The sequence below is a fragment of the Acidisarcina polymorpha genome, from assembly GCF_003330725.1.
GTDB lineage: Bacteria > Acidobacteriota > Terriglobia > Terriglobales > Acidobacteriaceae > Acidisarcina > Acidisarcina polymorpha.
Genome location: NZ_CP030840.1, coordinates 7,066,696 through 7,087,814 on the forward strand (window position 1 = coordinate 7,066,696; position 21,119 = coordinate 7,087,814).

The 21,119-nt window shown below is 57.8% G+C and carries 22 protein-coding genes; 11 read left to right on the top strand and 11 right to left on the bottom strand.

The genetic code is table 11. From position 1 onward, the window contains the following. Nucleotides 1-24: 24 nt before the first annotated feature. Nucleotides 25-1,038, bottom strand: coding sequence for a VWA domain-containing protein (locus ACPOL_RS30360; protein ID WP_161557662.1), 1,014 nt, complete (start codon nt 1,036-1,038; stop codon nt 25-27). Between the two features lie 117 nt (nt 1,039-1,155). Here ACPOL_RS30360 and ACPOL_RS30365 point away from each other — a divergent pair, with 117 nt between their 5' ends. Next, on the top strand, nt 1,156-1,671 hold the full coding sequence (locus ACPOL_RS30365; RefSeq protein WP_114210488.1) for a hypothetical protein: 516 nt from the start codon (nt 1,156-1,158) through the stop codon (nt 1,669-1,671). A gap of 35 nt (nt 1,672-1,706) precedes the next feature. On the opposite strand, the gene ACPOL_RS30370 is transcribed toward ACPOL_RS30365, so the two are convergent. After that, on the bottom strand, nt 1,707-1,925 hold the full coding sequence (locus ACPOL_RS30370; RefSeq protein WP_114210489.1) for a hypothetical protein: 219 nt from the start codon (nt 1,923-1,925) through the stop codon (nt 1,707-1,709). A 24-nt stretch (nt 1,926-1,949) separates the two neighbouring features. Between ACPOL_RS30370 and mtnA the strand changes: the two genes are divergently transcribed. The 4 genes from mtnA (at nt 1,950) to ACPOL_RS30390 (ending at nt 6,676) form a co-directional block, all read left to right on the top strand. Continuing rightward, nucleotides 1,950-3,008 carry an S-methyl-5-thioribose-1-phosphate isomerase gene (gene mtnA / locus ACPOL_RS30375; RefSeq protein WP_114210490.1) on the top strand — a complete coding sequence of 353 codons (1,059 nt, stop codon included), beginning with the start codon at nt 1,950-1,952 and terminating at the stop codon, nt 3,006-3,008. Between the two features lie 505 nt (nt 3,009-3,513). Beyond that, the gene (locus ACPOL_RS30380; RefSeq protein WP_114210491.1) at nt 3,514-3,813 is read left to right on the top strand and encodes a permease; all 300 of its coding nucleotides are present in this window, start codon (nt 3,514-3,516) and stop codon (nt 3,811-3,813) included. Nucleotides 3,814-4,043: 230 nt separating this feature from the next. Beyond that, nucleotides 4,044-4,451 (top strand): large conductance mechanosensitive channel protein MscL, encoded by a 408-nt coding sequence (mscL, locus tag ACPOL_RS30385; protein ID WP_114210492.1) that lies wholly within the window; start codon nt 4,044-4,046, stop codon nt 4,449-4,451. A gap of 86 nt (nt 4,452-4,537) precedes the next feature. Continuing rightward, a complete protein-coding gene (locus ACPOL_RS30390) occupies nt 4,538-6,676 on the top strand; it encodes a M28 family metallopeptidase (RefSeq protein ID WP_236657128.1) in 2,139 nt (712 codons plus the stop codon). A gap of 70 nt (nt 6,677-6,746) precedes the next feature. Here the strand turns inward: ACPOL_RS30390 and ACPOL_RS30395 are convergent, their stop codons facing one another. Both ACPOL_RS30395 and ACPOL_RS30400 read right to left on the bottom strand, forming a co-directional pair. Then, a complete protein-coding gene (locus ACPOL_RS30395) occupies nt 6,747-7,139 on the bottom strand; it encodes a tautomerase family protein (RefSeq protein WP_114211151.1) in 393 nt (130 codons plus the stop codon). A 62-nt stretch (nt 7,140-7,201) separates the two neighbouring features. Continuing rightward, a complete protein-coding gene (locus ACPOL_RS30400) occupies nt 7,202-7,600 on the bottom strand; it encodes a c-type cytochrome (protein WP_114210493.1) in 399 nt (132 codons plus the stop codon). Nucleotides 7,601-7,764: 164 nt separating this feature from the next. Between ACPOL_RS30400 and kdsA the strand changes: the two genes are divergently transcribed. After that, a complete protein-coding gene (gene kdsA / locus ACPOL_RS30405; protein WP_338026729.1) occupies nt 7,765-8,592 on the top strand; it encodes a 3-deoxy-8-phosphooctulonate synthase in 828 nt (275 codons plus the stop codon). A gap of 107 nt (nt 8,593-8,699) precedes the next feature. On the opposite strand, the gene ACPOL_RS30410 is transcribed toward kdsA, so the two are convergent. Both ACPOL_RS30410 and ACPOL_RS30415 read right to left on the bottom strand, forming a co-directional pair. Next, nucleotides 8,700-9,695, bottom strand: a complete 996-nt coding sequence (locus ACPOL_RS30410) for an OmpA family protein (protein WP_161557663.1) — start codon at nt 9,693-9,695, stop codon at nt 8,700-8,702. Nucleotides 9,696-9,933: 238 nt separating this feature from the next. Continuing rightward, nucleotides 9,934-10,473, bottom strand: coding sequence for a DUF2393 family protein (locus ACPOL_RS30415; RefSeq protein ID WP_114210495.1), 540 nt, complete (start codon nt 10,471-10,473; stop codon nt 9,934-9,936). Between the two features lie 336 nt (nt 10,474-10,809). Between ACPOL_RS30415 and ACPOL_RS35630 the strand changes: the two genes are divergently transcribed. After that, nucleotides 10,810-10,941 (top strand): hypothetical protein, encoded by a 132-nt coding sequence (locus tag ACPOL_RS35630; RefSeq protein WP_275066504.1) that lies wholly within the window; start codon nt 10,810-10,812, stop codon nt 10,939-10,941. Between the two features lie 16 nt (nt 10,942-10,957). On the opposite strand, the gene ACPOL_RS30420 is transcribed toward ACPOL_RS35630, so the two are convergent. Then, the gene (locus ACPOL_RS30420) at nt 10,958-11,695 is read right to left on the bottom strand and encodes an ATP-binding protein (RefSeq protein WP_236657585.1); all 738 of its coding nucleotides are present in this window, start codon (nt 11,693-11,695) and stop codon (nt 10,958-10,960) included. Nucleotides 11,696-11,842: 147 nt separating this feature from the next. Here ACPOL_RS30420 and rpmE point away from each other — a divergent pair, with 147 nt between their 5' ends. From rpmE to ACPOL_RS30435, 3 genes are all read left to right on the top strand, one after another. Further along, entirely contained in the window at nt 11,843-12,076 is a 234-nt protein-coding gene (gene rpmE / locus ACPOL_RS30425) for a 50S ribosomal protein L31 (protein WP_114211154.1), read from the top strand. 112 nt (nt 12,077-12,188) lie between these two features. Next, complete coding sequence (locus tag ACPOL_RS30430) at nt 12,189-13,436, top strand: tRNA dihydrouridine synthase (RefSeq protein WP_114210496.1); 1,248 nt, start codon at nt 12,189-12,191, stop codon at nt 13,434-13,436. A 219-nt stretch (nt 13,437-13,655) separates the two neighbouring features. Beyond that, nucleotides 13,656-15,671, top strand: coding sequence for an ArnT family glycosyltransferase (locus ACPOL_RS30435; protein ID WP_114210497.1), 2,016 nt, complete (start codon nt 13,656-13,658; stop codon nt 15,669-15,671). 39 nt (nt 15,672-15,710) lie between these two features. Here the strand turns inward: ACPOL_RS30435 and ACPOL_RS30440 are convergent, their stop codons facing one another. The 4 genes from ACPOL_RS30440 to ACPOL_RS30455 form a co-directional block, all read right to left on the bottom strand. After that, complete coding sequence (locus ACPOL_RS30440) at nt 15,711-16,472, bottom strand: YqcI/YcgG family protein (RefSeq protein WP_114210498.1); 762 nt, start codon at nt 16,470-16,472, stop codon at nt 15,711-15,713. Then, a complete protein-coding gene (locus ACPOL_RS30445) occupies nt 16,469-17,434 on the bottom strand; it encodes a sterol desaturase family protein (protein WP_236657129.1) in 966 nt (321 codons plus the stop codon). Before ACPOL_RS30445 ends, ACPOL_RS30440 begins: the two co-directional genes overlap by 4 nt. Before the next feature lie 192 nt (nt 17,435-17,626). Further along, complete coding sequence (locus ACPOL_RS30450) at nt 17,627-18,403, bottom strand: LytR/AlgR family response regulator transcription factor (protein ID WP_114210499.1); 777 nt, start codon at nt 18,401-18,403, stop codon at nt 17,627-17,629. 2 nt (nt 18,404-18,405) lie between these two features. Then, nucleotides 18,406-19,572 (bottom strand): sensor histidine kinase, encoded by a 1,167-nt coding sequence (locus tag ACPOL_RS30455; protein WP_114210500.1) that lies wholly within the window; start codon nt 19,570-19,572, stop codon nt 18,406-18,408. A gap of 272 nt (nt 19,573-19,844) precedes the next feature. Here ACPOL_RS30455 and ACPOL_RS30460 point away from each other — a divergent pair, with 272 nt between their 5' ends. Further along, the gene (locus tag ACPOL_RS30460) at nt 19,845-21,089 is read left to right on the top strand and encodes an efflux RND transporter periplasmic adaptor subunit (RefSeq protein WP_236657130.1); all 1,245 of its coding nucleotides are present in this window, start codon (nt 19,845-19,847) and stop codon (nt 21,087-21,089) included. Nucleotides 21,090-21,119 lie beyond the last annotated feature (30 nt).

Consider the following 21,119-nt stretch of genomic DNA (forward strand, 5'->3'; position numbering starts at 1 on the left):
CCGAAGACGTTCTGCCGCATGAATCTACGGTGAAGCGGGAACACCAGCCTCATCCGCAGCCCAGTAGCTCGTCCGGGCCACCAGTCTTGCGCCGTAATCGCTGCTGAGTCTCACCTTGAGTGTATGAAATCCAGGAGCTTTATCGGTCGGCCGGAAGCTCAACATGTAACGATTCCGCGCGTGTTTGGCGACCTCCTCGATCCTGTCCTCAAAACCCTTCTCTTTCAGGAAAGGTGCATATTCGCCGCCGCTCATCACCGCCAGCTGCCTCGCCACATTCTTTTGTACCGCTGCGACCGCCATAAGCAGCGGAGACAACAGGTTCATTGTCGGACCAACACTGCCGCCGCCTTTCAAATCGTTGAGAAACTCCGCACCGGAGGCGGAATAGGTGAGCGCCAGCACCAGCGTGTTGCTCGTCCCGATGCGCTCGATGAGGTCCTTCGCTTGCGTCTTCTTGCTGCCGTGATCGCGGGACTCGCTGATCAGCAGCAGGATGCGACGGCGTTCAGGCGGCTGCTCTTCGAGCAGATCGATGGAGAACCGGACTGCATCCAGAATTGCTGCCCCGCCATCTCCCGGTTCCAGATTCCGGAGCTGGCTGGTAATCGGGCCGGTCTTTGAGGAAAAATCTTGTACCAGCTGGGGCTGGCTGTCGAAAGTGACGAGCGCCGCGGCGCCAAAGCCATCCCCGAGAAACAGGTCAAGCAGTGGACCGAGCCGGGCAATCTTCTCGAACTGCAGCAGGCTCGTACCGCCCTTCTCCACCGCAATAACGATCGAGACCGGCTGGGAATCAAGATCGTCGTCGACATGGACCTGTTGCGGCACCCCGTTATCTTCAACAACAAAGTCCTTCTGGGTGAGGCCATACAGGACCGAGCCATCCTTCTTTTCGACCAGAGTAGGCACCAGCACCACGCTGGTGTTCACGCGAATGGTAGTGTCTGCCGATCCCTGCTGCGGCTCGCTCGACGGCGTGACTGAAGGGCTTTGTGGATCGGGAGCGGGTACAGCTTGGCCATCGGCCCTGAACAAAAAGGTGCTCAGGAGCAGGAGAGCTGACCCACGAAGAAGGAACCTCATGTTGGGATTGAAACACGTACCGGCATATCCGGAAATGGCATATCCTGTAATGAGTTTGTGGTGTTCCCTATGAAACGCAAGCTCAACCCGAAGCGTCTCGCGCTGATGGTCATCGTGGGCGGATTCATCGCGGCAACCGGGTGCTTTTTACCCCTCGCGCACATTCCCGCTCAGTCGGCCAACGTATGCGATGGTTGCCCTTTCCTGTGGAGGGCGTGGCCGCGCATTCTGCTGCTGGTGCCTATGGCTCTGGGATTGGCGCTTTCTATCTGGGCCGAGAGGCGATTTAATCGCGGTCTTTCCCGTGAAATTTGGCCTGATGCGGAGCTCGGTCAAGCACGAGCGCTCCTGGCGAAACGGCTTTGGTTATGGGCTAATCTGGCGCTGGCAGCACTTTGGCTGACGGCCTGCCTGCTTTCGACTCATCGAGGATTCTTGTGGTCCTCTTTTTACATTCTGATTCTTACCTCTGTGGCGCCGGCTCGCATGCGCCGGCTCTTGGACCCTCCAGTCGCGCCCGGCAGCGGCCTGGGAGACTTGAGGCCACTCGGGCCGCTCCAGTCGGAGTATTGGGGCGTAGCGTAGCATTCTTCGAACGCACCGCTGCATAGCTGAACAGCCTACCGGTCCCCACTCCCGTGCAGCTTCCCCGTCCAAAGCAGAAACCGCAGCAGCGCCCGCTTCTCCTTCCAGGTGAAACGCAGAATATCCCGGGTGGTCATGGACTCCGCCTTCATCCCCGAATAGGTCTCAATCCGCCACTTCACATATTCGCTGCGCCAGGGCCGCAGCTGGTGACCGCGGGTTGCATTCCAGAGAAAGCTGAGGGCGCCGGGCATCAGGTCTACGTTAAACTATGAGAGATGATTCCTACGCTTGAATGGACCGCCGAAGGCGTCCGCTTTCTCGATCAAACCCGTCTGCCGCTCGAAGAGACTTACGTGCTGGCAACCACCTATAACCAGATCGCCGACGTCATCACCACCATGGTCGTCCGCGGAGCACCGGCGATCGGCGTCAGCGCCGCGATGGGCGTCGCCATTGGGGTTCAGAAAAGTCCGGCCACGAGTATTGCTGCACTCGACGCAGATTTCGAAGTCATTGCGAAGACGCTTGCTTCAACCCGGCCCACTGCCGTCAATCTCTTCTGGGGCATCGAGCGCATGCGCCGGCGTTACAACGCCTTGAAGGCCGAAGGGAAAAATCTGGAGGAGATCCGCCAGGGGTTGATCGCTGAAGCCTGCCGGATGTATGACGAAGACATCGCCGCCTGTCGCACGATGGGCGCGCACGGCGCAAGCCTGATGCCGCAATCCGGTTCAGTGCTGACCCATTGCAATGCAGGCGCCCTCGCCACATGCGGGTATGGAAGCGCCCTAGGGGTCATCCGCGCCGCCGTCGAGCAGGGACATGAGATTCACGTCTACGCTGACGAGACCCGGCCGTTCCTGCAGGGTGCCCGCCTCACCGCCTGGGAGCTGATGCACGACGGCATACCGACCACCGTCCTCTGCGACAACATGGCCGCGAGCCTGATGCGGCAGGGAAAGATCCAAGCCGTCATCGTCGGCGCCGACCGCATTGCCGCCAATGGAGACGTCGCCAACAAGATCGGCACCTACGGGGTCGCCGTGCTTGCAAAAGAGCACGGAATTCCCTTCTACGTGGCAGCGCCGTGGTCAACTATTGATCTCGCAACCGCCCACGGAGACGACATCCCCATCGAACAGCGGGCGGCCGTCGAGGTCACTCATCATGCCGGCAAGCAACTCACTCCGCACGGAGTCGGCATCGAAAACCCTGCCTTCGATGTAACTCCTTCCAAATACATAACCGCAATCGTTACAGAACGAGGAGTTCTCCGCGCACCCTTTGAAGAATCCCTCGCTGACTTCGAGCTAGCGACGCCGCTTCGCGCGTAGCTCTTCAGTGCTGGATCATGAAAGAGGGCGGAGTATATTCCGCCCTTTATGTACCAGACTTCTCTGGCCTGGCCTGCCTTGGCATGGCCTGCCCTGGCATGATAGTTCAGCGCACCTTGGCAGCGACATCGGCAGACGTTCCCAAACCACCGGGAATCGCTGCAGACGACATCTCCCCTATTTCGATAGTGGCAGACCAGGCGAAATCGTTTCCAGATCCAGGAAATTTTCCACACGAGAGCCCTCGAAGATCCGATCCTGCCGTCGTTTCATTCCGCCGGGAGCATCCCGCAAAATCTTCTCGCAATTTCGACCACATAGGATCGAGAACACCCGCAGATTGCGGCCTCCCCTTAGACTAGGAGCAGAAGTGCAGTTGATGTAGCCGAAGAAACGAACTGGGCAGGCTTCCCTCAGGAAAAAGCCTACAGAGCAGATTTCCGGCACATAACACCATCTGTATTTCTGATCTAGGAGTGTTATCGCCATCGCCGTCCCAATCCGGATGCACCCTCCCAGCATCGTCAACCTTCGAAAGAAGTCGCTATTGCGAGGCGCGCTGCTGGTTCTCGGCAGCCTGATCCTGGCATTCGTCTGGGCTGGGTACCCGGAGGCGCATGCCAACCCTAGGCTGATCCTGCCGGTGATCGTCGCCTTCCTCGGCACTGCCGACACGATGCGTTGCCTTCGCCTGAAATGGAGCTTCTACCATGCCGGCGTAATGCTGCTGATCTACATGGACATCATGGCTCTAGCCATGATTCTGTTCCTGCTGCTCTATCCCTATGACGGCTGGCTGATGTAGCCCCAGCAGCCAACCCGCTCCTCGTGTTCCTCATCTCAAATCGGTCATGCAGATGAGTTAACACAAGAGTTCAGCAACCATTGCAATTCCGTCATTTTGCGATAGCATTGCCAAGACCGCGCCGACATCGGCTATCTAGCCTGGGTCCAGTAGGTCCTTTGGGAATTGAGAATGCTAGCACTCTCGAAATCGACCGTCGTGCCACTTCCACTCTGAAAAGGAATGCTCCCATGTTGAAAGGTTTTCGCGATTTCATTTTGCGCGGTAACGTCCTCGATCTTGCCGTGGCAGTAGTGATTGGCGCCGCTTTCTCGGCGATCGTCAACTCGCTGGTGAAGGACCTCATTACACCTCTGATATCAGCCATTGTTAAGGTGCCCAACTTTTCCTATCTGGTGCTCAACCTCAACGGCGCCCATATCACCTACGGAAATTTCCTCGATAATACGATTTCCTTTCTGCTGATCGCCGCCTCGGTGTACTTCCTGGTCGTTCTCCCGATCAATACACTGCTGTCGCGAATGAAGCTTACTGCTCCCAAGCCGGCAACTAAAGCCTGCCCCGAGTGTCTAAGCGACATCCCTGCTGCCGCCAAGCGGTGTTCACACTGCGGGGAGCCGGTTCCCGTAGCTGCATAAGACCTGGCTCCAGTAGATCGTTCCGCATCTTTGGCAAAGTCATTTCGTGTAGTCTATGGCTTCATCCCGCAGTCTTTGGAGTCATCGTGTCTTTGCGCCACTTCGCCTCATGTTGCCTCGCCTCAACCCTCCTCGGCTTATTGCCAGGAACTGCTGCAATTGCCCAGTCGGGAACGGCGCCGGAGCACGAAAACGACCGCAAGATTGAACAGCAGTTTCTTGCCGCCCCCAGCGCGAAACTTGCCGGCGAGGAGCTTAAGACGCTCTCCGCCGCCCCCCATGTCGCTGGCTCGAAAGAGGATTACGCGACCGCCCAGTACGTTGAGGCGAAGTTCAAAGCGGCCGGCCTCCAGACCAGCATTGTTCCTTACAAGATCTGGCTCAACCTACCAAAAGAAGTGAAGATTATTGCTACTGCTCCCAATGGCAAGGTCCTCATGAATGGCCCTGCACCCGAGCATGTGTCGAGTGATCCTTATCAGAACGATCCCCGCATCGTTACCGCCTTCAACAGCTCTTCGCCTTCGTGCGACCTGACTGCCGAGGTAGTCTATGCCAACTATGGGACGCCGGAAGATTTCAAGAAACTCAAGGAACTGCACGTCAGCATTAAGGGAAAGCTGGTTCTGGTTCGCTACGGCCATAACTATCGTGGGGTGAAAGTCTATCTCGCCCAGCTCGGTGGTGCTGCGGGAGTTATCATCTATAGCGATCCCGCCGATGACGGCTTTAGCCGAGGGAACGTCTATCCAAACGGCCCTTACCGGCCTGCTTCAGGTGTCCAACGCGGATCGGTAGGGTACATCTTTAAATACCCCGGGGATGCGACCACCCCTGGCATTGCTTCCGATCTCGACCTTCCCGACGCGAAGCGAACACCGCCCGAACAGGCCAGCGCGGAGCCTACAATTCCCGCGACACCCATCTCGTGGCAGGATGCCGAGCCGATCCTTAAAGCCCTCGGCGGTTCACCTGTCCCCAAGGATTGGCAAGGCGGATTGCCGATCCTGTACCACACCGGCCCTGGCGGAGTAAAAGTCCATCTCGTGCTCAAACAGGACTACGCCTATCGCACCATATGGGACGTCATCGGCACCGTCGATGGCAGCACCTATCCCGACGAGTGGGTAGTAGCCGGCAATCACCGCGACGCCTGGGTCTTCGGGGCGGTGGATCCTGGAAGCGGCACCGCCGCCATGCTCGAGGCCGTCCACGGAATTGGCGAACTGCTCAAGTCCGGCTGGAAGCCAAAGCGGAAAATCGTCTTTGGCAGCTGGGATGCGGAAGAAGAGGGCCTGATCGGCTCAACGGAATGGGCGGAGGGCCACGCCAGCCAGCTCGAGCACGCAGTCGCCTATTTGAATACGGATGTCGCTGTGTCCGGCCCGGAGTTCTCGGCGTCTGCGGTGCCGACACTCAAACAATTCCTGCGCGACGTTGCCAAAGAAGTTCCGAGCGCCAAAGAAGCCACGGTCTATGACCAGTGGAAGGCCGACCAGGCAGCGACGTCCCAAGCCCACGTCAATAATGGCTTTGGAGAAAAGCACATGAATGCTCACATCACCGACGATGTCGACGTTGGTGATCTCGGCAGCGGCTCTGACTTCACCCCTTTCTTCCAGCATCTCGGCGTACCGTCCACGGACATAGGCTCCTCGGGCGCTTACGGCGTCTATCACTCCGTCTTTGATAACTTCGCTTGGTACACCAGGAACGCCGACCCGGATTTCACCCTGCTGCAGCAGCAAGCGCGCTTCTTCGGGATCGAGATCATCAAGATGGCCGATGCCGGAGTGTTGCCGTATGACTACTCCACCTACGCCAGTGAGATCGAGGCCTATCTACAAACGGCCAGGAAGAAAGCCGAAGATGCAGGACTCAATGAGCTTAGGTTTGACCAGGCTCTCGCCGCAGCCCAGAGCTTCGCGACGGCGGCATCGAATCTGCAGAAGAAAGAGAAGTCCAATATGCAGGACATCTCCGCGCTCAACCAGACCCTGATCGACGCTGAACATGCGTTGCTCTCGACGGAAGGCTTGCCGGGGCGTCCCTGGTATAAACACACCATCTACGCCCCTGGCGAGTTCACCGGCTATGCGGCTATCGTGATTCCTGGCGTCAATGAAGCAATCGACGCCAAGCAAGCGCAACGCGCCGAGCAGCAGATGGATGTCTTGACCAACGCTTTGAACCGGGCGGCAGCTATCCTCGAGAAAGCCAAGTAGTCCTGACCGGGTTAGCTCCTTTGGGCTACGGGAACTGCCGGCAAGCCGTGACATGCTTTCACACGGATTATTAAGCGTACTGGGCGATTCCGTTCCCGAACGACCAGTCCGCAGCGTCGTTTTCACTGAGGGTGATCAAGACATCTTCTGGACGAATCTTGACCCGCTCAGAGAGCAGATCGACAACTCTCAGGTACAAGGCCTTCTTTGCTTCGACAGAGCGGCCCTTGCGCAAGAAGATCTGAACGAAGACGATACCATCCGTCCGTTGCACTCCGAGGTAATTCGCGTTGTAGAACAGCTGACTTCCTACGCCACCGGAGCCATACTCCGTGACCACTTGGAAACGATCATCTACCGGAATTCCGATCGCTTCTACTAACGCCGTATGGACGCAGTCCGCAATCGCTTCCCGATCCTCTGCGGAACGGCCCTCCTTCAACGAAATCCTCACAAACGGCATCGTCCATCCTCCTTGATCTCCAGACAGAGATGCCGGCGAGGGGAGTTCGGCTTCACACATGGCTACTTCTTGGCGTAAGAACGTACGAGCGCCACCATGTTCCAAAGATCGTCCGGCTTCGCGCGGTCCCCTTCCGGTGGCATCTCACCTTTCCCGGCCTTGATGATGTAGTACAACTCTCCATCAGACATGGCCTGGAGTGCGGCAGGGTCGGTGAAGTTCTTGATGGGGGTCTTCATTGACGAGGTCAGATCCCCCTTGCCCTCGCCCCCCGGCCCATGACAGATAGCGCAGTCGTAACCCCACATTTTTTTCGCATGGGCGAGACCCTCCGGAGTGGGTTTGACCGGATTGGTCTTACCGACCAGATCGGCGGGTACCTGGAAAGGAGCAGGCTTATCGTCACCAAGCGCCATCGATCCGAACAGCAGGATCGGAGCTAAAACCACGAGAACTTTCATTGCAAGACCTCCGCACAGGACGAAACTGTGACGGACGAAATATACTCCTCGCGGGGTTTCGATGATGTGACGAAAAGCACACGTACTCTCGTCACAAAACGCTTTGGTCGCGCGAATCAGCGGCCGCGTTAGTCGCCCGGCGGTTCTTGTGATCTGATAGTTGAGTGATCCAAGACTTCGAAATTGCGACAGTTCCAGTGGGGCGCGTTGGCGGGAAATCCAGGCTGTTCCTCATTGCCGGACCTTGCGTCATCGAGAGTGAGGCCCACGTCCGGCTGATGGCTGACGCCATCCAGCGCATCACCTCCGACCTCAACGTTCCTTACATCTTCAAGGCCTCCTACGACAAGGCCAATCGCACCTCCGTTCACAGCTTTCGCGGGCCCGGATTGATCGAAGGCACTCGCATCCTTCGTCGTCTTGCCGAGGCTACAGGATTGCCGGTTCTCACCGACGTCCACGAACCAGCCCACTGTGAAATAGCCGCCGAGGCCGTGGATGTTCTCCAGATTCCCGCCTTCCTCTGCCGTCAGACCGATCTTCTGGTTGCGGCTGGCCGCACCGGGCGCGCTGTCAATGTCAAAAAAGGGCAGTTCGTCGCGCCATGGGACATGGAGCACACCGTCCAGAAAGTGACCTCCACGGGCAATCCGCGGGTCTTCTTAACGGAACGCGGAACCAGCTTCGGCTACAACAATCTGGTCGTCGATATGCGATCGCTAGCCATTATGCGGACTTTAGCGCCGGTGGTCTTCGACGGGACCCATTCGGTGCAAACGCCTTCTTCCGCCAACGGAGTGTCGGGCGGCCAACCTGAATTCATCCCCTTGCTGGCGCGTGCGGCGGTCGCGGCGGGCATTGATGGATTATTTTTGGAGGTCCACGACAACCCCGCCGCAGCGAAATCCGACGGCGCCAATGCTCTGAATCTCCGCGATCTTCGTCCGCTCCTGGAGACGCTCCTCGAAATCCATGACGCTGCGGGGGTCTGACCTTGATAGCAGGCTCTAGAGCGTAGGTAGCAAAAAAAGGGCCCCTCGGGTGAGGGGCCAATCTGCCTTGGTTCTCTCGTTGTGTGAGAGCTTGATGGCGGCCTTGTTTATTGTTGTTGTGGTGCCGAAGGGGACGACGGAGCACTCCGAGGAGATTGCCCGTTTGCGGGCTGCTGCGTGGCGCCGATCGGTGAACTGCCGGACGAACCGGACGAGTTCAAGGCCGCTAAACTGTTTTGAACCAGCGTTACATGAACCACACTGCCGGTGGTTGCATTGCCCGTGGTCGTTGAATTGTCAGAACTTTGCAGTGCCGCATTCCCCATTCCGAGAACGTGAACGCGATAGACCGGAACTTGATGATCTTCTACGAGATACCGAACGACAGCGTTGGCCAACTTCTCCGAACTCTGTATACCCGCCTGCCCCTTCGCACGGCTATATCCTTGAACCTCAATCAAATAACCTTTTTGCCCCTGGAGCTGCGAGGCGATCCCATCCAGCGCATCTTTTGCTTTGCTATTCAATGCAAGCTGCCCGGGACGAAAATGAATTTCAGTGTCGCTGACGGTCTGGTACTGATCAAGATTTGCGACCGTTGACCCAAGCTGCTGGGTCCTCGTTCCCGATTGCTGCGCGAGTTGCTGGGCTTGTGAAGCCGTCGAGTTCGCACTGGCAGCCTGCTGGCTAGCCTGATCGGCAGTGCTTTGAGCCTGATGAATTCCCGCTTGTGCCCGCTGATCTACATCCTTGATATCGTTGCCGTTCTTCGCGCTTAACTGGTCGAGCTCATTGAGCCGGTCTTTCACCGGATTCACTTGCCGATTTACCCATTTTTTGCGGGCGAAAGGGTTCAAATGTCCCCAGAAGCCCTCATTCGACTGAACTGATAAAGGCTGTCCAGTCGCGTACGTCTTCGAATCTGTCGGACTAGGCTGTGAAGCCGTATTCGGCTGCGCCTGTGATATAGCCGACGTTTGCGACGCGTCAGCAGCGCTCGGAGCGGGAGCAGTTTGGGCGACACTCGACAAAGTCGTCTCTGACGCTAGAAGTGGCACTGCCAGTGCCGTGCTGAGCAGCCAGGTTGTTTGCTTAACTACCAACAGGGTACATCCTCTTGATTTGATATATAGCATTTACCTCGCCAAACTCCTTTAGGTGCTGATCTTTCTGTAAACCGCTGCTTTTTAGCGGGTTGTCGATTGGGAAAAAAAGAAAGGGAGTCAAATCTGCTTCGACAACCATCCTTTTTTTCCCGGACAACGAGCACTTTCTACTCTGACTGGCCCGATCGCCTGCGGCTCAGGTAACCGGAATTCGACAACCGATATAACTACTTAATTAACCGGTTCCGACCTGCACCACCCGGACTTCCGGATACTGCTGATTCCAGTCTGCAGGCACACTGTCGAAGATCAATCGAAACTCACGCTGCTCGCCGGGCTTTAACGGAGAAGCGCTCACGGGCTGAGTATCCACGTATGGTTCCCGGGTTCGGATCAGGTTCAGTGGCAATGTCTCTTTCTGTGCGACTTCCTTGAGTTCGTTGCGAAAAGCCACCTGAACCGTGATCCCGGTGAGGACGTTGGCCCCCTGGTTCGTAATCTTGCCATCCAGATAAGTCACCTTGCCCCCGGCAAAGTTACTCGCCTCACTCATGTGAACATCGCTGATCGGCAGATTGACGGCGTAGGGATCGGCCGGCGCCAGACCCGGCCCCGCGCCAATTGGAGCAGGGGTGCGTCGACCAAAAACAACGATACAGCCAAGACCGATCAGAACGACTGCCCCGGCTATTGCCCACGGTAGCCACGATGTCTTTTCGGTGTCCGACTGAGTGAATTTCAGCTCCTGGTCCCCGCGGGCGTTGTGCTCATCCATAATCTTTGCTCGTTCCTACAAGACGATTCTAGTGGAAGATCTTCGACGCGCTGTGAACAGAGATGTAGCGCGGAGCCATGGAACCCTAAAGCGACGTCTGAACCCTGAAACGATGTCTTCCCAGGAATCACCATGGTGATGATCAGCAAGATCAGAGATTTTCACCGATGAAGAGTCCGGCTTCCGGGCCAAGAAGAATGATTGGAAACCAAAAGGCCACATCGAGCATAGAAAAGTGACTTTTCCGGGAAGACGCCACTACTGCCCGGTGTTCTTTATGCAGCGGACGAGCAAATACTCTCGTCGCAGCTGGACCCTATATGGATGGAGCACGCGATGAATACATCTACCGAATCAAGCAAGTGCGCCAGGATGACAGTCAAACTTGAGCTGTCCGACTACACCTACCAAGCTGCGACCGTGGTTGCCGCGCTTTTGTTGGTTTTGTCCGTTATGGTTTATCGGTGACGGAGAAGCCAAAAGGCTAATTCCGCTTCGTCATTTTGCCGAATTTCGAAGCGTTGTTCTCCTCGCGCCCTAGTGTCTCCCGATAGTCCGCGCCTTGCATCTTCACCTCCCTGCACATCTCGAGCAAACGCGAACGCATGCGGTCTCCGATCCTGTCGCCTAGCGTCAGCCCGCCGCCGGCGCCTCCGGACGGAAGATTCTCGAAGTTGGTAGTCACAATGGTGACCCGTTTCTGGTTATAGCGGGTGTTGAGCACCATGGCGACCGTATCCCACACCCAGTCGGTCGGCTTCACCGAACCTAAATCGTCAAGCACCAGGACTTCCGCGTTGAAGACCGGCTCCAGCACCTGCAGCTCGGTCGTAGACGTCAGCGGGTTCCAGGAGTTCTGAATGTCTTTCAACAACTGCTGGTAATAGCAGAAAAGCCCGTTGCAGCCTTTTTCCAGAACCAACACCTTCAGGATGCCCACTGCCAAATGGGTTTTGCCCAGTCCGGACGAGCCAGAGAACATGAGCCCCCTGCCCGGAGTCATCATCGCGGGATAGTCATCGGCGAAGCGCTTGGCGACGATCTGCGCCATTTGCAGCGATGCATCGGTCGCGGGACCCTTGATGTCGTACGACTCGAGGGTCGCCTCCTCGTACTTGGGCGGGATCCTGGAACGGCCGAAGGCGTAGCTCAGCTTACGTGTCTGCCGGCATTCGCACGCCTCCGCGAATCGCTGGCCGTTTGGACGCACCACCACCCGCATCCCCATCCCGTCGCATCTTGTACAAGTTTCCGTCATCCAATCTATTGTCACCGTAACCCATGTCGGAATCGAATGCCAGCGAAGCAGCCGTTGCAAAAGGTGGAAATCGCGACTAAACTAAAGGTTCCGTCCAGAAAGGTCTTTGTCATGCCAAAAGAGGGGATTCACCCAAGCTATAACGAAATTCGCGTCATGTGCGCCTGCGGCTCGAACTTCGCTACCCGTTCGACCCATAAGGGCGACATTCACGTCGAAATCTGCTCGCAATGCCATCCGTTTTTCACCGGCAAGCAGAAGCTGGTCGACACTGCCGGTCGCGTAGAACGCTTCCGCCGCAAATACGCCGCATCGGATGCTGGCAAAGCGGTTGCCGCCAAGTAACCGGATCGCGGGACAGGGAGAAGCCTCCGCTGCGGCGGGGGCTTTTTCGTTGCAGAGTGCTCCGACCCGTTTTCGACACGAATAGGATCTGATGTCCAGACGAAAAGTTTCGATGAAGAAGGACTGGGACAACCCGCTCGAGCACTTAATGCCAGAGCACGCGCGCGTCCCCGCCTCCTTCGACATCGGTGGTGTCGCGATCGCTCCGGCGACCGTTCTCGCGCCCATGGCTGGAGTTACCGACACCGTCTTTCGCCGCTTCATCCGCAATGCCAGCCTGTTTACAACGCCCGCTCCCCAAGTCGGTGAGGCCAAACTGGACTTGTCTTCGGTTTCGGACGCAACCAGCGTTGACGCCGAGATTACCAACCAGCAGTCGGGCTGCGGATTGATCATGACCGAGTTCACCTCGGCGGATGGTCTAGCCCGAATGCGCGAATCAAAACGCAAACGCTATCTCACCTTCTACGAAGACGAACACCCGATTGCCGCACAACTCTTCGGCTCGAACCCAGCCACGCTTGCCGACGCCGCACGGATCGTCGAGGACACCGGCTTCGATATCGTGGACTTGAATCTCGGCTGCCCGGCCAAGCGGGTCGTCGCCTGCAACGGAGGCAGCGGGCTGCTCCGCGACCTGCCGCTGATTGGGAAGATCTTCGAGTCGATCCGGGCTGCCGTCACGATTCCCTTCACCGTCAAGTTTCGTCTCGGGTGGAGCGATGAGCAAATCATCTGCGTTGAGCTTGCCCGTCTGGCGGAGGAATCCGGGCTCAATGCGGTCGCGCTTCACGCCCGCACCCGGGAACAGGGCTACTCCGGCCAGGCACGCTGGGAGCACATCGCCGCCGTGAAAGACGCTGTCTCCATTCCGGTCATCGGCAACGGAGACATCCGCACCCCCGAAGACGCCGTAGCCATGGTCGCCCAAACCGGTTGCGACGCGGTGATGATCGGCCGCGCTGCTCCGTCGAATCCGTGGATCTTTCGCCAGATCGCGCAATACACCGCCCTCGGGCGCTACGATCAGCCGACGGAGCTGGACCGTTATCGCATCATTCGTGCCTATTTTCGGATGCTGCTCGAAACCGCCTCCGAAGCGGGCGACGATGGCGAAGGTCAAGGCACCGGCTACGAGGGCCGCAACTACGCCCCCGGCAAGATGAAGCAGTTCGCCTCCTGGTTCACTCATGGAGTGCCCGGTGGAGGCGCGCTTCGCAAGGCTATCTACGAATGCAAGTCAGGCCCTGCGGTTCTCGATGCGGTTGAGGATTTCTTTTCGAACCGCCTCACGGACGGAATCACTGCTACGGAAGCTGACGCGATCGATCAGCCGGTCTTCGCCGAATGCTCCTGGTGAATCAACCCTACTGAGATCACAAGTATGTGCGCTGCCTAAACGGCCGCGGGCATTTCGCTCATTTTCGAATCGAGAATCGGTCTTCGTTCCTTCCAAAAGGCGCAGCAACGGTCTCAATCGGCCGGATATGGAAGATTGATTGGGCAGTCATCATCGCGACGGGATTTATATTCAACTCTATTTTGAATTTGAACCCGTGATCGACAGGAGAGCCGGTCCTTGAGATTGCCCTCACTTCCATTCAACCGCCATTATCGGACCCTCGCGGTGACGGTGCTCCTTCTCGTCTTCACACTGCAACTTGTGCACGTGGCGCGGGTGTACTCGGCGAACTGGGACGAGGCGCATCACCTGTACGACGGCTACAACATCTGGACGAAGCATGATTACCGGTTGAATGCCGAAGTGCCGCCGCTGGTGAAGCTTACGGCTGCACTCCCGCTGCTGCGAATGCATCTTCAGGTTCCGCCTGACCTAGGAAAGTCTCAAGGGCTTGAAGCCTTCCTAGACGGCCGGTTGTTTGTCTTCGGAAATGGCGGAGACCGCGTTCTCTTTCCAGCGCGTATGGCATGCATGTTGTTTGCACTGCTGCTGGCCGTGCTGCTTTACATGGCAACCCAAGAAATGTTCGGCGGTATCGCCGCACTGGCCGCTCTGTCACTGTTCACCTTTGACCCGCTCGTGCTCGCGCATGGCGCCTTGGTGTCGACTGATGTTGGCAGTGCCTGCTTCATCTTCGGATCTGTATACGCCTTCTACCGCTATTCCCAGGTTCCGAAACTTCCGCGTCTTCTTGTTGTTGGTCTGGCGACGGGACTCGCGATGACCGCAAAATTTACAGGGATCTTCGTCTTCCCGATGCTCGTGCTCCTCGCCGGAGTCGAAGCGCTGCTCGCACGAAGCTGGACGGTGCTGGGAAAGCGCCTGATGGCGTGCGCGGCGATTCTGCTCTGCGCTTGGGTGGTGACCTGGGCATTCTACGGGTTTCGCTACGCACCGGCTCCGGGTGGCAAAGAGCTTTCGCCGAGTCTCGGGCCCTATGTTGCCTCTATGCCGAATAAGACCAATGCTGCGGAGCTATCGGCGGTTTCTAAGTTTCACCTGCTGCCCGAGGGATATATCTGGGGACTGGCCAATACCAAGAAGACAGAGTGGGAGTACACCAGCTACTTCTTCGGAAGAATGTACCGTCATGGACCATGGCAGTACTTTCCCGTTGCGTTTCTCATCAAATCCACGCTCCCGTTGTTGTTTTCACTGGCGTTGTTTCCGTTCTTCTGGCTTCGGCGTCAGGATCGGCATGCGCGCGAGCTGTGCTTTCTGCTGATTCCCGTCGTGTTTTATTTCGCGCTGGTGACCACGTCGCATATGGATATTGGCGCACGGCACCTGATGCCGATCTTCCCGTTTCTCTATGCTCTCGCGGGCGTCACGATCGCGCACGCGATCGTTCGTAGCCGGGGCTGGGCTGCGGTCGCAGCGGCGCTGCTGCTGTGGCAGGTTCTTACTTCGGCCCGCTCCGCTCCCGCGTACATGGCCTACGGGAATGAGGCGTGGGGTGGACCCTCGCAGGTTCATCGCTACCTCAGCGATGCGAACGTCGATTGGGGGCAGCAGCTGAAGGCGGTGAAACAGTACCTGGATCAAAATCACATTCAGGACTGTTGGTTTGCCTATTTCCCGGACGGAGCGGTTGAGCCTTCCGACTACGGCGTCAATTGCAAGCGACTGCCGACCGGAAGTTCGCTCTGGTGGTTCAGATTGCCAATGGACGTTCCCCCGGTGATCGACGGGACGATTCTGATCAGCGACAGTGATCTGGAGGGCGTCGAGTCGGGAGACGGACCGTTAAACTGGTTCAATCCATTTGTCGGATTGAAGCCGGCAGCGGTAATTCAGGATGGAGTCTATGTCTATCACGGACGGTTTGCCGTGCCATTAATGGCAGCCCTGGTGGACGTGCGAAAGACAGGCGACCTCCTCAAAGCCGGCCAGGCGGACGCGGCTCTCGCTACCGCGCAGGAGGCCGTCAAGCTCGCACCGGACTCCGCCATCACGCAACTCAACCTGGCTGACACGCTCATCTTGAAGCAGCAATGGGGCGAGGCATTCGACCACTATCAACGCGCGGGGGAGTTAGCGCGAACCATCCGGCCCGAGCTTGAGGACGAAGACATGATTCCAAGAAGCGAAAAAGGAATGGAGTTGGCCGAAAGCCATCTTCATCAACCGTGATGTACGCCTGATAGTGAAAATCGAGGGCAGCCGGTTACATCATGCTGAAAGTGTGTGATGTGTCGGAGATGCGCTACGCGTGTGGAACGGGCACGTACCGGTCTCCGCTTCATTGTCGTCAGGAAGCGCATACTGCTTCCATTCACGATTCGTGAGGTTCCCGTAAAACCCAATGTCAGGATGTACCGCCATTTCGTCATAAGCCAACATGCGCTTGTGTATGCGCTGCCGGACCGAGGCGGCGATTGGTTGCGATGTTGCCGGGTCAATGAACAGGACTCTCGGCTGGAAGATAAGCACCGCGCCTGGACCGAGATTTCTGCTACGCCGGCGCCGGTAGGTGGGGGATGCTCCCACCACAAACATCTCGCAACCCTCAAACGCGAACTCCCAGAGCGGCTCGTCGGGCGTCCTGTCTATGGCCGGAGCTTGATCGTGCTCGTGAAGGAACTGCAGTGTCTGCCAGAAGCGCGCCACGAAGGCATGGTGGTCAGTCATCGATGGATCGGGCTCGAAGAACGCGGCCAGGCTCGAGCGTTCATGAGGAGGAGCGCCAATGAGGCTGACAAATTGCCGCATGTTGGTCACAAACTGATTTAGGCCATCCTGCGCGACGAACGTGTAAATCATCTCTCCGCGGGCCTCGGCACTCTGGCCGAAGAAACAGGGATACTCGGGGTTGCGAAGCCTGGCTTTGTATTGTTCATACGCCTCCAGCTTCCAGCTATTTTCGACTTGGACTCCCAGCCTGCCTTGATCAAGAACACGGCCTGTCCATTCTCGTGAAAAAGCGCAGATCATGCAGCCCTCATGGACGGCGTCTTCTTTCCTCGCCTGGCTAAGCGGATCATGCGGCGAAAGCCTGCAAGCTGCTGTTCTCCCCATGAGCCGCTGACTAGAGCAGGTTCGGCTCCGGCATCGCCAGTCTCGACGGTGTTGTCGCGAAATCTGGCAGTCCCAAAAGAAATGTCCCACAAGGACAAGGTAGTTCCGAAGTTGCAGCTGCGCCTCCCAGCGGCACGCAGCGCGTGGTGCGTGCGATGAAATTGCGGGGAGACAAAGATGTGTCCCCCAAGCCATCCGTAGCCAACCCGGGTGTTTGCGTGGGAGATGCTGCCGAGAAGCCGGAAGCAAAGAATGAGGAAGGGAAACTGAAGCGACGGCACCCCGATAGTCAGGCCCACTAAGATCAGCCACACATAAGTGATCGCGTCTTCCAATATGTGCGAGCGGTCATCGGACCAGAAGGTCATCTGGTCTTCGGCATGATGAAGGGAGTGAATGCCATACCACCACCCATACCTGTGAGAGAGACGATGACGCCAATAGTCGGCTAGATCGAGAAGAGTGAAGTTCGCGATGAAGACGATAGCGGGCCACGACACGAGAAAAGGCAACAGTCGCGAAAGGGACGGCGGGGTGATCGCGTGGGCCTGCAGAAATCCATTGAGCTGCCGGTGCAGCCAATCGTATTCAAAGAACGCGATGAGCGGATAAAGCACGATGCGGACAAAGAACGCATAGATCACGTCCGCCGCGATGCAGTTGCGTTTGGACCAACTCGTGAGCGGCCGGTACCGTTCGAGCGGTGTACAGATTGAAAAGCTGATGCACAGCTCCGCAACTCCGCAGGCAGCAAAAAACAGCCAAAGCGAAATAGCGTGCTCATAATGCTGCATGCCCAGCTTTTCTAACAACGATTGAATGAAATTGAGAATGCCGTCAACGCTCATTGAGTACGCCGGACTGGTGTGGGTGCCCACACATGCCGTCCTCCAAATATCCAACCAATACCAACTTGGCAGGTCCGGTCAGAGGGTTCCAGTTGTTTGCAGCTAACGTTGCGCTTCGTGCAGGGAACCACCGCAAGTCGCGGGGTTAATTTTGATTGTAACTCCATTCCGCTTCGCAAAATATTCAGGCTGAATTCCTTACCGTTTCAGCTTCTTCGCCCGTCAAGGGGACCAACTCCTGGTGACCGCAAGCAACTGTTGCCACCCGGCCTTGCTCATCTTTAACCGCTGCCCGTTGGCCAGACTCACCGAGCCTTCGCTGCGCCCCTCGCGAAAGATCTCTTGCACCTTCTCCACATTCACAATGACAGAGCGATGAATGCGGACGAACTTCTCCGGGTCGAGAGTCTCTGCAAGTTGTTTGATCGTCTCGCGCAGCATGAGGCTCTTCGCACCGACGTGCAGGCAGCAGTAATAGTCTGCGGCCTCGATCCACTCGATCTCATCGACATTGACGAAGCAGTCCCTCCTGCCGCCGGGAATGAGCAGACGTCTTGGATATTCGTTCCTCGCGCCGTTCCCCAGATTTTCCAGTACGGACTTGAGCTGCTCCTGATTCGACAACGCGGCGCTCGACGCAATCCGTTCCTTTACCCGGGCCAGGGTCGCCTGCAGGCGCTCCCGTTCGACCGGCTTGGTCAAGTAGTCCAGCGCGTGGACCTCGAACGCCTTCACCGCATATTGATTGTGCGCCGTCACGAAAACCGTTACCGGCATATACGCCGGACCGACCTGCTCGAGGACCTCAAACCCTCCCCTTCCCGGCATCTGAATGTCGAGAAAGAGCACGTCGATTCGTCTCTCTTTGAGGCTCGCTACCGTCTCTCTTCCATTGCGACATTCTCCGATGACACAAATCTCATCGTCGCCCGACAACAGAAACCTGAGGCGTTCGCGCGCCAGCGGTTCATCGTCGGCAATGATCGTCTTCAGCTTCATCTTCAGCCGCGTTCATAGGGGATGGCGATCGCGACTTCAAAGCCGCCCGATTCCACCGGCTGCGCTTTCATCGAATAGCCGTCCAGGTAGAAATGCGCGAGCCGCTCGCGCGTGTTTTTTAGTCCGATGCCATGGCCATTCTGCAGCGCAGCGCCTCCGCCTGAGCCACTCCCCGAATCGCGCACACGCAGGAGCAACGTAGACCCCTCGCGCCGCGCCGAAGCCTCGACCAGACCTTCGCTCTCGCAATTCGCGATTCCATGCCGAATCGCATTCTCTACGATAGGTTGAAGCAGGAAACAAGGGACCAGCCCATCGAGGGCGCCCGGCTCTACTTTGATCTCGACACGCAGCCGATCGGCAAAACGAACCTGCTCGATCGCGAGGTAATTTTCCATGATCTCCAACTCTTGCGAGAGCGGCACCTTCTCCGGAGTAGTTCTCTGCAGGGTGCTCCGCAAAATCGCGTTGAGGTGAGAAAGCATCGAAGCTGCTTCCCTCTGCCGCCCAAACTCAACCAGGGTAGTGATGGCATTCAGGGTGTTGAAGAGAAAGTGGGGTTCCATCTGCATCTGCAATGCCCGCAGGTGTGCCGTGGAGAGCTGCTTCTGCAGTTCCGCGGCGGCCAAGGCATCCTTCTGCGCACGAATCTGGAACTGGATGGTCCCAATCATTCCGAAGAGAAATCCATAGAGCAGCACTTCCATGCCGAAGCGATTGACGTTCAGCATGCTCGTCCAAATCGCCAACGGAGAAGACTGCCAGCCTGGATCGATGAACCCAAGGCTGCCCAGCAGCAGCAGATGGACGACGCCAAGCGCTGACCCCACCAGCAGATGAATCGAAATCGCTTTGAAAGAAAAGCTGGAGGCAAAGGCCAGGTGCTGGCTCAGCTTCCACATCGCGCTGGCAATGCACGCCCACCACAGCCAAAGCACCGCTCCGTATATGAGGGATGGACGATGAGTCACTGACTGGCATTCAGCGGCAGTCGCAAGAGCGAGAGCAGTCGCGACAGAAAAGATCACGGCATGGCCGTTCAGTCGCAGCCCTGCCTGCAGGCCACCGGGACGTTTCCAGACAGATTCGGCGCGGCCGGCCTGCGGTGCGTTCGCCTGCTTGCTGGATGAAGCCTGGGGTAACTCGTGTGCAGCCGTGAGTGCATTCATCTGCTTCCTTCCTTCTCCGATGAATCCCGAGCACCATCGTTCCTTCCAGAATCGTACTCCGGGACCACCATGGCCAGCTCTTTGCAGGGAACCCCATAGTTTCTGCAGGGAGCGAGCCTCGATGCCAGGGGTGAAAGCACATCACTCTCTCGCCGCCAATTCCAGAGCGCTGACTGCATTTACTGCAACCCCGGCTGCATACCGATGGTCACGCGCGAAACAAGCCCGGATCCTGGCTCTGAGGTATCGCGAGCGTGAAGCACCACGGCATCTTGTCCCTCCTCAAATACGTTTTGTTCGGAGCCCCACTGTGTCTTCCCCTGACATCCTGCACTCGAGTCGCAGCCAAAGCGAAACCAGCCGCAACCGAGGCGGTACCGGTCCGCGCCGTGCGGGCGGTCTCCGAGGATGTTCCCGTCGACATCGCAGCTGTCGGAAACGTCGAGGCGATGGAACGCGTTGAGGTCAAGTCGCGGGTGCCCGGGCAAATCAACCTTGTCGCCTTCGTCGAAGGACAAAACGTAACTAAGGGCCAGTTGCTTTTCACCATCGACCGCGAGACGCTCGAACGTCAAACGCTGGAAGAGCAGGCAAACTTTGAACGCGACGCCGCGATGGAAGAGCAGGCCCGCGCAGTTGTGGCGCGTGACACCGCCGCAGAAAAGCAGAGCCATTCAGAGGCGGATGTTGCCCGGCGCCTTGGGACACTCGGCGTAATCTCCGGGCAGCGCGTCGACCAGCTGGTCACCGCCAGCGAGACTGCCGGCGCAGCCCAGCGCGCCGACCAGGCGGCGGTCGAGGCCGCGGCAGGCACAATCAGGGCCGACCGGGCGCGGCTTGCCGAGACTCAGCTGCAACTGCACTTTACAGATGTGGTCGCGCCGATCAGCGGGCGCGCCGGCGCGGTGACCGTGAAGACCGGCAACATGGTGCGAGACAACGACACTACCCTCGTCACCCTGCTTCAACTGGCGCCCATCTATGTCACCTTTGGAATTCCCGAACAGAGTCTGCCCGAGGTGCGCCGCCTCAACGCGGCGGGGCAACTGACAGTAAACGCAAGCCTTGATGCGGCCGCCGGTAGCGCAGCCGGGATGGAAGGCCATCTCGCCTTCATCGACAACACCGTCGATGCAACCACCGGCACGATCCGGCTCAAGGCTGTGTTCCTGAATGCCGACAACGCCCTGTGGCCGGGGGAGTATATCAATGTGCGCTTCCGCCTTGGCGTGGAGGCGGGCAGAACGGTGGTGCCAGAATCCTCTATTCAGGATGGCCTCGACGGCAAATACGTCTGGCTGGTCAAATCTGGGAAGGCTTCGATTGCGCCTGTGACCGTGCTGCGGACCTACCGGCCAACGACCGGCCCCGAAGAAGCAATTATCGGCGGCGGCATCAAGCCGGGCGACGTGGTAGTCACCGAAGGGCAGCTCCGGCTTACGGCCGGTGCGACAGTCACATTGTTAGATGCCTCGCACAGCCAACCGCCGGCTTCCAAACCAACGGTAACGCCGTGACTGCGAACGCCGCCAATGCTAAGCAAGGTG